The sequence below is a fragment of the Agrobacterium sp. NPDC058088 genome (genome assembly GCF_042885035.1).
Lineage (GTDB): Bacteria > Pseudomonadota > Alphaproteobacteria > Rhizobiales > Rhizobiaceae > Agrobacterium.
This window is the reverse complement of sequence record NZ_JBHVSU010000001.1, coordinates 1-12,693: the sequence shown is the minus strand read 5'-3', so window position 1 is coordinate 12,693 and position 12,693 is coordinate 1. Positions and strand designations below refer to the sequence as shown.

General features: G+C 58.0%; 15 protein-coding genes and 1 tRNA gene. 4 read left to right on the top strand and 12 right to left on the bottom strand.

From position 1 onward, the window contains the following. The first annotated feature begins 10 nt into the window (after positions 1-10). Positions 11-1,792, top strand: coding sequence for a malto-oligosyltrehalose trehalohydrolase (gene treZ, locus ACFVTJ_RS00080; protein ID WP_386903545.1), 1,782 nt, complete (start codon positions 11-13; stop codon positions 1,790-1,792). 116 nt (positions 1,793-1,908) lie between these two features. Here treZ and ACFVTJ_RS00075 read toward each other — a convergent pair whose 3' ends face one another. Then, a complete protein-coding gene (locus ACFVTJ_RS00075; RefSeq protein ID WP_386903543.1) occupies positions 1,909-2,433 on the bottom strand; it encodes a sigma-70 family RNA polymerase sigma factor in 525 nt (174 codons plus the stop codon). A 145-nt stretch (positions 2,434-2,578) separates the two neighbouring features. Further along, positions 2,579-2,746 (bottom strand): hypothetical protein, encoded by a 168-nt coding sequence (locus tag ACFVTJ_RS00070; RefSeq protein WP_386903541.1) that lies wholly within the window; start codon positions 2,744-2,746, stop codon positions 2,579-2,581. Positions 2,747-2,896: 150 nt separating this feature from the next. Here ACFVTJ_RS00070 and ACFVTJ_RS00065 point away from each other — a divergent pair, with 150 nt between their 5' ends. Next, on the top strand, positions 2,897-3,127 hold the full coding sequence (locus ACFVTJ_RS00065; RefSeq protein ID WP_013762433.1) for a hypothetical protein: 231 nt from the start codon (positions 2,897-2,899) through the stop codon (positions 3,125-3,127). Positions 3,128-3,148: 21 nt separating this feature from the next. On the opposite strand, the gene ACFVTJ_RS00060 is transcribed toward ACFVTJ_RS00065, so the two are convergent. Beyond that, entirely contained in the window at positions 3,149-3,346 is a 198-nt protein-coding gene (locus tag ACFVTJ_RS00060; protein WP_386903538.1) for a hypothetical protein, read from the bottom strand. Between the two features lie 185 nt (positions 3,347-3,531). On the opposite strand from ACFVTJ_RS00060, the gene ACFVTJ_RS00055 reads away from it, so the two are divergent. Both ACFVTJ_RS00055 and ACFVTJ_RS00050 read left to right on the top strand, forming a co-directional pair. Next, complete coding sequence (locus ACFVTJ_RS00055; protein ID WP_311108439.1) at positions 3,532-4,701, top strand: zinc-dependent alcohol dehydrogenase; 1,170 nt, start codon at positions 3,532-3,534, stop codon at positions 4,699-4,701. A 10-nt stretch (positions 4,702-4,711) separates the two neighbouring features. Next, a complete protein-coding gene (locus ACFVTJ_RS00050) occupies positions 4,712-5,506 on the top strand; it encodes an SDR family NAD(P)-dependent oxidoreductase (protein WP_386903536.1) in 795 nt (264 codons plus the stop codon). A gap of 7 nt (positions 5,507-5,513) precedes the next feature. Here the strand turns inward: ACFVTJ_RS00050 and ACFVTJ_RS00045 are convergent, their stop codons facing one another. From ACFVTJ_RS00045 to ACFVTJ_RS00005, 9 genes are all read right to left on the bottom strand, one after another. Further along, positions 5,514-6,140 carry a cysteine hydrolase family protein gene (locus tag ACFVTJ_RS00045; protein ID WP_386903534.1) on the bottom strand — a complete coding sequence of 209 codons (627 nt, stop codon included), beginning with the start codon at positions 6,138-6,140 and terminating at the stop codon, positions 5,514-5,516. Between the two features lie 9 nt (positions 6,141-6,149). Then, positions 6,150-6,809 carry a DUF6766 family protein gene (locus ACFVTJ_RS00040; protein ID WP_386903532.1) on the bottom strand — a complete coding sequence of 220 codons (660 nt, stop codon included), beginning with the start codon at positions 6,807-6,809 and terminating at the stop codon, positions 6,150-6,152. 81 nt (positions 6,810-6,890) lie between these two features. Continuing rightward, a complete protein-coding gene (locus tag ACFVTJ_RS00035) occupies positions 6,891-7,391 on the bottom strand; it encodes a ferritin-like domain-containing protein (RefSeq protein ID WP_311108435.1) in 501 nt (166 codons plus the stop codon). A gap of 48 nt (positions 7,392-7,439) precedes the next feature. After that, positions 7,440-9,578 carry a catalase C gene (gene catE, locus ACFVTJ_RS00030; protein ID WP_386903530.1) on the bottom strand — a complete coding sequence of 713 codons (2,139 nt, stop codon included), beginning with the start codon at positions 9,576-9,578 and terminating at the stop codon, positions 7,440-7,442. A gap of 68 nt (positions 9,579-9,646) precedes the next feature. Further along, a complete protein-coding gene (locus tag ACFVTJ_RS00025; protein ID WP_386903528.1) occupies positions 9,647-10,255 on the bottom strand; it encodes a general stress protein in 609 nt (202 codons plus the stop codon). 27 nt (positions 10,256-10,282) lie between these two features. Next, entirely contained in the window at positions 10,283-10,600 is a 318-nt protein-coding gene (locus ACFVTJ_RS00020) for a PepSY domain-containing protein (protein WP_386903526.1), read from the bottom strand. A gap of 251 nt (positions 10,601-10,851) precedes the next feature. Beyond that, complete coding sequence (locus tag ACFVTJ_RS00015; RefSeq protein WP_386903524.1) at positions 10,852-11,469, bottom strand: flavodoxin family protein; 618 nt, start codon at positions 11,467-11,469, stop codon at positions 10,852-10,854. 105 nt (positions 11,470-11,574) lie between these two features. Next, positions 11,575-11,982: a low affinity iron permease family protein gene (locus tag ACFVTJ_RS00010; protein ID WP_080814635.1), complete on the bottom strand. Its 408-nt coding sequence runs from the start codon at positions 11,980-11,982 to the stop codon at positions 11,575-11,577. 623 nt (positions 11,983-12,605) lie between these two features. Further along, positions 12,606-12,682, bottom strand: a tRNA-Met gene (locus tag ACFVTJ_RS00005). Positions 12,683-12,693: the final 11 nt, after the last annotated feature.

Sequence of the window (12,693 nt, the reverse complement as noted above, 5' to 3'; positions counted from 1 at the left end):
GACTCTGGTGATGAATGCAGCGAACTATCGCAAATGGGGTGCGCAGCGCAATCAATCCGGCGACACGGATTTCAGCATATGGGCACCCGCCTCGGCAACGGTGAAACTGTGGCTGAACGACGCGGAATTCGACATGCAGACGGCCGGGAACGGCTGGCATAACGCCACAAAACCCACCTCCGCCGGCGATCGCTACGGCTTCATACTGGAGGACGGGACAAAGGTTGCGGATCCCGCTTCCAACCGGCAGGAGGAAGGCCCGCTCGGCCCCTCCCTTATCGTAAACCATGACTTCCACTGGAAAAACCCCGACTGGAAAGGCCGGCCGTGGCACGAAGCGGTCGTCTATGAGCTTCATGTCGGAACGTTTACAAAAGAGGGAACATTTGCTGCCGCAGCGGAGAAGCTTGAATATCTCGCAGACATCGGCGTGACGGTTGTCGAACTCATGCCGCTTGCGACCTTCTCGGGCAGTCGCGGCTGGGGTTATGACGGCGTTCTGCAGTTCGCGCCCCAGCGAGATTATGGCGCGCCCGAAGACCTCAAGGCCTTTATCGATAAGGCCCACGCCCACGGCATCATGGTGCTGCTGGATGTCGTCTATAACCACTTCGGCACCACGGGGAACGCAATTGAGGCGTTTGCTCCCGCATTCTTCAAGCAGGGCGGGACGCCGTGGGGACCCGCGCCGGACTTCAACCGCGCAGAGGTGCGGTCGTTCTTTCTCCAGAACGCGCTCTACTGGCTAGAGACCTATCGGTTTGACGGGCTGCGGATCGATGCTGCCGACCATCTCGCCGGCGGCGACGGAGACGTCGATTTTCTGATCGAGATGGCAGGGCACGTGAAGCGGGCGATAACGAGCAGGCATGTCCATATCGTTACGGAAGACGCGCGAAATGCAGCCTCACCCATGACACCTTCGTCTGACGGCCTCGTCGGTGTCGATGCCGAATGGAACGACGACTTTCACCACGTGATCCATGTTGCCACCACGCATGAGGACGGTGGCCTTTACGCAGATTTCGCCAACCAGCCCTATGACGGTCTTCGCCGCTCGCTCGCAACCGGCTTTGTCTATCAGGGCCACCCGCGGCCTTCTCATAATTTTGCGGGAAGCGGTGAACCCAGCGGCCATCTCCCGCCCCACCGGTTCGTAAACTTTCTGCATAACCACGATCAGGCCGGTAACCGCCTGCGCGGGGAGCGGCTGCGCTCCCTGATACAACCTGCCCTTTTCGATACGCTTGAGACGATCCTCCTCCTCGCCCCGCAGACGCCGCTGATGTTCATGGGCGACGACCATGGTTCGACCAACCCGTTCTTCTTTTTTTCCGACCACCCTGAAAACGACCGGGAGCAGGAGATCAAGAATAGGTTGAAACAGGCGGAAAGCTTCCAGGGCGAATTACCTCCCGAGGCGCCAGAGGTGGTTTTGGATCCGAATGATCTGCACACGATGCAAATCTCGACCCTGAAGTGGGATGACGCGGAAACGACCGAGGGGAAGCTGGCAAGGGAAAGGATGAAGGCATTGCTTGAGAAACGGCGCCGGTACATCTGGCCGCTCCTGTGCTCGGATTTCGAGAGGGGAGTTTCCCTTGACTGCGAGACCCAATGTCTGGCGATCGACTGGTATTTCAGCGCGGGACGGCTGGAAATGCGCGCCAACCTTTCGCCAAATCTCACCAGTCTTCCGGCTGTACAGGGGGAAACCTTTTTCCGGCAAGGCAGCATCGAGGGCACGAGCTATGACGATTATGCCCTGCAATTTGCGATCGGTGACCGCTGACAGGCGCAAAGACACAAAACGGCCGCGGCAATGTCTTGCGCGGCCGGTTCAACTCACGAAAAGATGATTTCCGGCGATCCGCCGGAAAGGCGCTCTCGAGTATGAGAAATTACACTTTAGTCAAGATTGCGCCGAAGCGATTCCCTTGCCCTGTTCACCCGGCTTTTGATAGTGCCCACCCGGCAGCCGCAAATGGCCGCGGCATCGGAGTAACTCGTCCCTCCGGCGACAAGCAGAAGAGCTTTTTTCTGATCCTTGTCGAGATCCCGTATCGCCCGCATGACTTCCTGATGCTGCACACGCCATTCCTGGCTGGCAGGGGTAGACATCGTTTGCTCGATACCAACCGGCAAGCCTACACATTCGCGTTTAGACACCTTGTAGCGGGTACAGAACGTGTTGCGCAAAATCGTGAAGAGCCACGATTTCAAAGCCGTGCCGGGCGTAAAACCGTGCAGGGACCGCAGTCCTCGCAACATCGTCTCTTGAACTAGATCGTTGACATCCTCTTCATTCCTGACGAAGCGGCGGGCAAAAGCCGTCAAGGCCGGTGCCAGATCTGCAATACCGATACGCAACACCTCCAGCTGCGCATCATTTAATGTGTTTCCGGAAACTCCACTCACATCGTGCTTGGCCATTTTCCCATCCTTTCACTATGGGCAAATGTCTCGGCGGACGCTTGGTTGCTGTACGCCAACGTACAGTAGCGAAATCCGCGACGATCCAAAGGTCTCATTGAGAACACCCCGACCGCGTGAACGCTCGCGTCCCGACAACCTGGCTTCAGGCCTTTTCCGCACTGCCGGGTGATTGTTTCCGATGCCGCTGTTCAATCATACGTTCCGCGTTTTCTCTCGTCCGTTCCCTGTCCTTGCGGCTTTCATCGCTATTGCCGGAACGGGCGTCATCCGTACCGGGCTCTGGCTTGGCGTCATCGTCTGGTAGGCTCATCGCTTCATCTCCGCTTGTGGTTTCCAGAATGAGGGACCCGCTATCCCCGCAGTTTTCTAACCATCCCGCCGGAAGGATGTTCCGGCGCAATGAAGGCGTGAGGGAACAGGGTCGCCGGAAAATGGTTAGGGGCGTATCAAGGAGGATGTCATGAACAAGGACGACAAGCTGAAGCAGATCCATAAGGACAGCGAACCGCAATTTGCGCGCGGCAAAAAAACCTCTGATAACAACGGCGTCGCGAGTGCGAAGCCACGGGTTATTACAGGGTCGGACGATGCAACCGCCAACAAGCTGCCGCCTGGGGTCAAAAAACCCGAAAAAGACTGGGATTTGAACTACGACGAACGAGACACCAACGAGGGTGATTTCAGGGGTTAACCCGATTGAAAATCGCAATTTTCACCGTGCCAGGTCCTCGATCAGAAGTTCGATGGATTGTGGCTCGGCGCCCTCTCGTGTCTGCACCGTCAACACGCTGCCGGTGTTCAGAACGCCCTCAAGCACGGTACGTTCGCCCACAATGATCTTGATGACCTTCGGGGTCGCAGCCTTGATATTCAGGCTGTTGCTGGTTTCGTGATCGACTCTCTGGGTCACGGCTGGACCTCCGTTACTGGGAAGATTGGTGGCCTAACTGCGCTTGGCCAGGCTTGTTCCCATTCTTCCGTTGCTGCGCATCGTGCGCCGCGGTCGCCAAAAAAGTCTGGAACTTTGATGAGGACCCACGGTTAGGCGTGGACCCGGCGCACCTGCCGCTCCACCATCTGGAAGGAACACCGACCATGAAGGCCCTGACCTGGCACGGTAAGCACGACATTCGCTGTGAGAGTGTCCCCGACCCACAAATCGAGCATGGCCGCGACGCGATTATCAAGGTGACCGCCTGCGCAATCTGCGGTTCTGATCTTCATCTCTACAACGGCATCATGCCCGAAATGCATGGCGGCGACATCATGGGCCACGAGACCATGGGCGAAGTTGTCGACGTCGGTAGGGACAACAAAACCCTGAAGGTCGGCGACCGGGTCGTCGTTCCCTTTACCATTGCCTGTGGAGAATGTTTCTTCTGCAAAAGAGGGTTTTACTCCGGCTGCGAGCGCAGCAACCCCAACCCCCATAAGGTTCGGGAGATGTGGGGAAACTCCCCCGCCGGGCTGTTCGGCTACACGCACCTTCTGGGCGGTTTCAGCGGGGGCCAGGCCGAATATATGCGGGTTCCCTATGCCGATGTCGGGCCCATCAAGGTTCCCGACGGGCTGACGGACGAGCAGGTCCTGTTCCTGTCAGACATTTTTCCGACCGGGTACATGGCGGCGGATTTCTGTAATATCCAGCCCGGCGATACGATTGCCATCTGGGGCTGCGGTCCTGTCGGCCAGATGGCCATCCGCTCCGCCTTCCTTTTGGGTGCGGAACGCGTCATCGCCATCGATTCCGTACCCGAACGGATCGCCCTTGCCGCCGCCGCAGGCGCGCTCACACTGAATTATCTGGATGACGATATTTACGAGCAGATCATGGAATTGACCCATGGCCGCGGCGCCGACGCCTGCATCGACGCCGTGGGGACGGAACCGGATCCGGCCGCCGGATGGGATTCCCGGCTCGACCGTATCAAGGTGGCGACATTCATGGGGACGGACCGTCCACATGTGCTGCGGCAGGCTATTTATTGCTGCCGTAACTTCGGCACAGTCTCGATCGTCGGCGTCTATGGCGGTTTTCTCGACAAGATCCCGATGGGCTCCGCGATCAATCGCGGCCTGACATTCCGAATGGCTCAGACACCTGTGCAGGCCTATCTACCGACTCTTCTGGGGCGGATCGAGAAGGGAGAGATAGACCCCTCCTTCGTCATCACCCACCGCGCCACCCTGGATGAAGGCCCTGATCTTTATAAAACGTTCAGCCACCGCGACGATGGCTGCATCAAGGTCGTCCTGAAGCCATAGGAGAACAACCATGCCTGCGAAAAAATCCATCAGGGGCCTTGCTTTGGTTACTGGTGCATCGTCAGGCATCGGGTACGAACTGGCAAGATGCGCCGCGCAGGACGGTTACAATCTCATCGTCGTGGCTGACGAAGCGGAAATTGAAACGGCCGCTACGAAGTTACGGGCGGCGGGAACGGAAGTGGAGGCGGTGCAAGCCGACCTTTCGACACAGGCAGGCGTGGAAAAACTTCTCGCCCGCATAGCGACGAAAGAGCGCCCAGTCGATCTGCTGTTTGCGAACGCGGGACAGGGACTGGGCAACGGTTTTCTGGATCAGAAAATGGATGCGATCCAGCGGGTGATAGCCACCAATATCAGCGGCACCGTTGCGCTGGTGCATGCGATAGGTAACGGCATGCGCCAGCGCGGCAGCGGCCGGATCCTGTTCACGGGCTCCATTGCCGGTTTCATGCCCGGCAGCTTTCAGGCGGTGTATAACGCGACAAAAGCGTTTATTAATTCCTTCTCATTCGCCCTTCGCGAAGAGCTGGATGGCACCGGCGTTACCGTTACCTGCCTGATCCCCGGAGCAACAGAAACGGCATTTTTCGAGCGCGCAGATATGCTCGATACGCCGGTCGGCAAACAAAAGAAGGACGATCCCGGCTTCGTCGCGCAAATCGGCTATGAAGCGATGATGAATGGCGACGGTGACGTCGTGTCCGGCTGGAAAAACAAGCTGATGTCGGCTGCTGCAAACGTGACCCCATCCGAGATCCTGGCAAAACAACACCGCAAAATGGCTGCCCCGGAAGAAAAGTGACGCTCGCCTACGGGAATTTTATGAGCCGCCGAGCGGATTGCGACGGAAGAGCACCGAGGAATGTCGCCGTGTCACAGACCTGCAACTGCATCGAATAACGGCCGGAGAGCAACTTTAACGCTGCGTCGTGCGTTGCATCCCTTCCGCTGCAAAGCGCGTCTTCTACCAGGACGACATGGAAACCCTGGTCTATCGCACCCAGAACGGTCGCGAGAACGCAGACATCCGTTTCTCCGCCTGTGATCACAACCGTCGATACACGCTCTTTCCGCAGGATTTCGCCGAGACCCCCATGTTGCCACGGCGAATAGACGCTTTTGCGGAAGATACGGGCGGGTGGGATATAGCGCGATAGGGAGGGGATGACCTCAATGAGCTCGGGAGGCAGGGCCTGCCGCGTCATCATCGGCCATTTTTCGTAATAGGCCCGCCACGCACCGGGAGCCTCTTTTACGGTTTTCGGCGGCATAAAACAGGTGAAGATGCAGCGGGCGGGATCCGCCTGAACCACGGCCTCCACTTCTTCGCTGATGCGGTCCATCCATTCGACATGCCATGGCGTATCCTCGGCGAAAACGCGCTGCATGTCGACGCACAGGTGCCGCCAGTCTCCCTCGTCCAAAAATTTGATCATGCCTCCTCCCTACCCGCCGGTTTCGCTGTGAGGAGCGGCGACCGGCTTGGATTCCGGCGATCCGCGAAAGCGCAGGAAGATGGAAAGAACCACGAGCACCGCAGTCGACAGAAACTCCGATTGCCAGTTCTGAAATGATTCAAACCAGAATTCTACACTTCCCAGATGCGCAAACAGTGTCGTCTCGGGCTCGCCGTGCATGGCGGCTTCCAACGCCGCCGTGTCGGCACTGTATTTCAGATGCAGAAAAAAACTGACGATAAAAAGCAAGAACAGCGCCAGACCAAGGGAATAGGAATAAATGGCACGGATAAATCCTCCAAGTTTTACCGGCAAGGGCGCCTTGGGGTCATCTTCTTTTTGGGCAGGGTCTTCATCCTGCGAGGCAGTTTTGTCAGGATCCTTGGACTCCGACGAGCCTCTTTGAAAAAGAAACGCGGTCAGCATCACGTAAGCCGACATCTGGAGAAATTCGCTCTCCCAGTTTTCGAACAAAGCGGAGAGAAAATGACCGCTCTTTGCATAAGATAAAAACGTGAGAGGCACGGCGTGATGTTGCGCCAGCTCCTCGTTGTAAACCTCCCAACCGGTCGCCAGCATACCACCGATCGTTAATACGGAAGTCAGGACAAGGACAATCGTCAATCCATTGTCGCGAAACAGCCTCATGGTTCAGCCTCGCATGAAAGAGACAACTGCAAAATCGAAGGTGCCGCGGGTTTGAGCGGCACCTTCCAGGTGACGGATCGCTTACGCCGCCTTGGATTTGCCCTTCACGTTCGCGCTGGCCTGGGCAAGCGACGAGAGCGCCGTGTCCGTCGCGCTTTCTTCGCCCAGCGTCTGTTCGAACAGTTTGGCCGCTTCCTTCATGCCGAGTTCAACCGCCCACGTCTTCAATGTGCCGTAGCGGGTGATCTCGTAATGCTCCACGGCCTGCGCAGAAGAAATGAGCCCTGCATCAAGCGCGGACGAGCCCTTGAATTCCTCCATGATTTCCTCACCTTCCGCGATGATGCCCTGGATCGCCTCACAGGTCTTGCCGCGCGCCGGCTTGCCGAGCAGTTCAAAGACATTCTGCAAACGCTCCACATGGACCTCTGTCTCGTCCCTGTGTTTTTCGAATGCCGCCTTCAAGTCCGGCGATTGCGCAGCGCGCGCCATCTTCGGAAGCGCCTTGAGAATCTGGCGCTCGGCAAAATAAATGTCCTTCACCGTATCGAGGAAAAGGTCTTCCAATGTCTTCTCAGCCATTTTTAGTCTCCTGTTGCTTTGGTTGGTGAGTGGGAAATCAGATGTTCGTCATTGCTCATTAACGGGAACGGAGGCCTTGCCGAGTTTCACCGACGGCTCGCGCGCCCACACCCGCAATTTTCCGAGTTCGGACACGAAGGCCGCCAGTCCCTCCTCGCCTGGCAAAGGCAGCACCCCCTCATCCATGGCATCGGCGATCCCCGCTTTCTCCAGCAGCGGCAGCGCCGACTGGTCGTAACCGATGAATTTGCAGTGCTGGAACGCGTCGGCAACGAAATCCCGCGCGGTTGCTTCCTTGGTCAGTTCATCGACGGCCGCCGCCGATGTCAGCAGCGCCACCGCATCGAAAAGCACCGAAGGACCGCCATCGATCATGTGATGTGCCTCGATGAAGGTGCCGTCTGACGCCGTCACGCCGCCAACCTTGGGCGCGATCAACTCGAAGACGGCTTTTTCGGCTGTTACCGCCTTGGTCAGCCCCTTCAGCAGTTTTGCATCCACACCGTCGGTGATGAGAATACCGAGCTTGCGACCCTCGAAACGTTTGGGCCCACGCTGAACGATACTGAGCGCCGGCGAAGGCTCCAAATCCTGACGGGTCGGCATGGCGGCATCCGCGGGCTTCGGCATGGCTTGCAGGCCGAGCTTCTGCGCCACCGTCGCAGCCAGCGTTTCATCGATATTGAGAAGATGCGCGACCATCCTCTCACGAATGACCGGTGTTTCCACCTTGCTGAGTTCAAAGGTGAGCGCCGATGCGATATGGCGTTGTTCAGGCGGCGTTTGGCTAATATAGAACTGGCGCGCCTGGCTGTAATGATCGGCAAAACTTTCCGGCCGAAGCCTCGCCTTTGGTCCCTGCTCTTCAGCGGGGAAATGCTGAAAACCACGCATCGGCGATTCCCTTGGACCCTCTCCGAAGGAATTCGGCTGATAATTGGCCCGTCCGGTCGGGTTGCGCACCGCCATATGGCCGTCCTGCTGAAAATGCGCGAAAGGACACTTCGGCGCATTGATCGGCAGATGTGTGAAGTTTGGCCCACCGAGGCGCTTCAACTGCGTATCGAGATAGGAAAAATTCCTGCCCTGCAGCAGCGGATCATTGCTGAAATCGATACCCGGCGGAACGTTCTGCGTCATGAACGCCACCTGTTCGGTCTCGGCAAAAAAGTTGTCCGGCATACGATCGAGGACGAGCCGGCCGACCGGTTTGGGCGCCAATATCTCCTCGGGGATGATCTTGGTGGGATCAAGGACGTCAAAATCGAAACTGTCGGCGAAGTCCTGATCGAAAAGCTGCACCTGCAACTCCCACTCCGGGAAATTGCCGGACTGGATCGCAGTCCAGAGATCACGCCGATGGAAATCGGGATCGGCGCCGTTGATCTTGACCGCTTCGTTCCACGCCACCGATTGCAACCCAAGTTTCGGCTTCCAGTGAAACTTCACGAAGCTCGATTCTCCCTTCGCATTGATGAGGCGGAAGGTGTGTACGCCGAACCCTTCCATAAACCGGAAGGAACGCGGAATAGTCCTGTCCGACATGATCCACATGACCATGTTCATGCTTTCGGGCGTGAGGCTGATGAAATCCCAGAAGGTGTCATGCGCCGTTTGCGCCTGCGGAAAGGCGCGGTCAGGCTCCTGCTTGGCGGCATGAATGAGATCCGGAAACTTGATGGCATCCTGAATGAAGAAGACGGGAATGTTGTTGCCGACGAGGTCCCAATTTCCTTCCTTGGTATAGAGCTTGACGGCAAAGCCGCGCACATCCCGCGCGAGATCGGCCGAGCCCTTGTTACCGGCCACCGTCGAGAACCGCACGAAGGCAGGGGTCTTTTCACCGGCCCTCTGAAACAGGTCGGCCTTGGTGTGGGCGGCAAGGAAGTCATAGGTCTCGAAATAGCCATGCGCGCCATAACCGCGAGCATGAACAACGCGTTCTGGAATTCGCTCGTGATCGAAATGGAAAATCTTCTCGCGGAAATAAAAATCATCCACGAGGAGCGGCCCGCGAGGACCGACGCGAAGGGAATTCTGGTCATCCGCAACCGGCCCGCCCTGCGCGGTCGTCAGCACGGGCTCGTCGCCAGCGGCAATCTGGTGCAGCTCGCCTCCTTCTCCCCGAACAAGCTTCTGGTCGTGGATGGTAACAGATGATGAAGTGGAATCTGATTTTTTGGCCATGTTAACTCCTGCAAGGCGTTGACCAGGGACCATGGCGGAACCAGGCCCCTGGAGGACGGATGTTCTCGTCAAATTGCCGAGCGGCGATAGCGGCTACGTTCCTGTTCAATGTCTTCCGCTGCGTAGGGTCTCGACGTCTCATCGAAACGCGTCCAGCCCTGTTCGCGATAAGCGGCGCGGCGTTCGGCAGGATCAACCCAGCCTTGCCGCTTCAGCACGGCCTCGGCCTCCGGCACCAGATCGTCTTCCACACGGGCGGTTACCAGTGTGCCGCCCCTGCGCACCCCTTCCGCGTAGAGATTGGCATCCTCTTCGGAAACACCCGAGCGGGTCATGGCTCCGATCAGCCCGCCGGCAGCACCGCCGGCAACAGCGCCGCCGGCTGCTCCGACTGCCGTCGCGGCAAGCCAACCGGCTGCAACCACCGGCCCCACTCCCGGGATCGCCATCAACCCAAGGCCCGTCAGCAGACCGCCAGCGCCGCCAACAAGCGCACCGATGCCAGCACCCGCGCCGGCGCCCTCAGCAGCGTTGGAATCGGAATCCTCTCCATGTCGCCTGTCGGCGTTGCTGGCCACGACGCTGATATCGCTTGACGGCACGCCCGCTCTCTCCAGTTCGGAAACGGCAGCGCTTGCATCATCGTAGTCGTCGAAAAGTCCGGTTACGGTTCTCATGTCACTTCTCCCAAAATCCTGCGCGCCTCACTTGGCGACGACGTTGCCCTGATAATCGAGCGCGATGGCGACGGTCTTTCCGCCCTTCATGCCCGATGCCATCCACACGCCCTTGTCATCCTTCGTCAGGTTCTTGACCTGGGTGTAACCGGCACCTTCAATCCTCTGTCTGGCCTGCGCCTCGGTGAAGCTATTGGCGCCCTCCACCGGGGCCGTGGGGTTATTGGCGCCCGGCGTGGCGACAGCAGGCGTATCGCCTCCGGGATTGGCGGTCGGCGTCTGCTGGGCGAAAGCCGACAGCGCGCCGCTCCCCAGAAGCAACGCAACGAAAACAGTCTTCTTCATTGGGATTTTCCTCCGCTTGCATCATGGCTCTCCAGCCTCCCTCTCTGGAGTTCCCCCGAGATGGGAAACCCTTTCAGGGCCGGCATGGACATCTCCCGAACAAACCGACATGCGGAGAGTTCCGAAAAATAATGATCGACTAGGAGAATCTCGTTTCCAAAATCGCGGCAGATCATGGAGGGCTCGAAAACATACGACCCGCGTATCCGTTCGAGGTGAAAAGCCTGCGATACGAACGGGTAGAATGGATATCAGTCCTCGCTGCCCGGATATTGGCTGTTCTTCAGGAGCCCCGCCAAGTGCACCGTGTTGCGCACAAGCATGCTGATCATGGTTTTAACGACATCAGGCGTCTCATCGAGATCGACGAAATTCTCCGATCCCATCGCCTCCCCTACCCAATAGGCAACCGCATTTGCCGGGATCGTGAAGCCAACATCATTCAGAGCCTGGAAAAGTTCCGCAGAAACATGATGAGCCCCATCCTCATTCCCGACGACTGCCACCGCGGCAACCTTGCCGTAGGAAACCATACGTCCCTGCTCGTCCGTTTCCTCCAGAAATGCATCCATGCGCTCCAGCGCTCTTTTGCACACGCTCGAAGGCTGTCCGAGCCATATCGGTGTCCCAAACAAAAGAATATCGGCAGCAAGAATCTTCTCGCGGATAGCCGGCCAGGCATCCCCCTCGCCTTCGTCTGACGTTACCCCGGCCTTGATGTCATGATCAGCGAGCCAAATCATTTCGCTTTGAACATCGTGATCGCCGAGCTCTTGAAGGATCAGGGCCAGAACTCTTTCTGTCGATGACGGCTCTGCCGATGTGGAGGATTTGAGTGTGGCATTCAACGCAAGGGCCTTGAGAGACATGGTAACTCCTTCTGTCAGCGGGCTTTGCCGCGTGTTGGTCTTCGGTGACGATGTCACGGCGGCGACAGGCGATGACCGCCGCCGCCATCTGGCAAACCGCCCGACCTAACGCCGGGAAAGCAATCGCGCCATGGCATGATGCGGGGGCGGCTTTTCACCTTCAGAGCCGTTTTCCTTTTCCAGCCGAGCGCGGATGTCCTCAATTTCTGCTTCCGTGAGGTGCTCGATCCCGATGAAATCCGCCCGCGCCTCCTCCACAGCTCGCAGCAATTCGTCTAGTTTTGCTTCCATCGCCGCAGAATCCCGGTTCTGCGAGTTCTGCACGAGGAAAATCATGAGAAAGGTGACAATGGTCGTGCCCGTGTTGATGACCAGTTGCCAGACCTCAGAAAACCCGAACAGCGGCCCGCTTATTCCCCAGACGATGACTGTGCCAAGCGCGGCGACAAAAGCTGTCGGCGAACCGGAAAAAGACGCTATGCGGCTCGCTAATTGAGTGAAAAACCTGTCCATGGCGCTGCACCTCATGGCTGACACCGACGCAGGACACACATGCCGTATCACCCGCGATCCACGGACCGGCAATGCGTGCTGCGTTCCGTTGCCCCCAAACAAAGAACACGCGGGATGGTTCCGGAACGCGGCGAGTTGGAAGCAGACAGCACCATGCTTTAAGTACGAGCGAGACGACGTTCACTCGCTGCCAGCCATCTCAAAAGTCCAGCACCAAAACGCCATTTCCTCAGGCCTATGTGTAGATGGCAAAATTACCCTCTTCAGAACGAGGCCCACCCATGAACACCAACCGGTTTTCTGCGGGCGCAGGTGCTGCGAGCCAGTTCGTTCTTCAGCCACCTAATCTCCCCGGTCGCCTCGTCGCCCTTGGCGTTCGACGCCGCAAACTTCTCCCTCCATTCGTATAGTGAGAGCTGGCCAACACCGCGACGTTGAGAAACCTCGCAACCGGATAGCCTCGCGCGTGATCTGGTGCACGTCTCGCATAAGCAGCCCGCTTATCTTGAGGCGCTTCTTGCTTGCGCGTTGGACAGGGATCAGAAACGCAAAAAGCTCCTCGACGCTTGTGCGGAGGAGCTTTCTGTTAAGGGATATGAATGGTCGAACATTCAGGTTTGACTTGGTTGCGGGGGCAGGATTTGAACCTGCGGCCTTCAGGTTATGAGCCTGACGAGCTACCGGGCTGCTCCACCCCGCGTTACCAGCGCA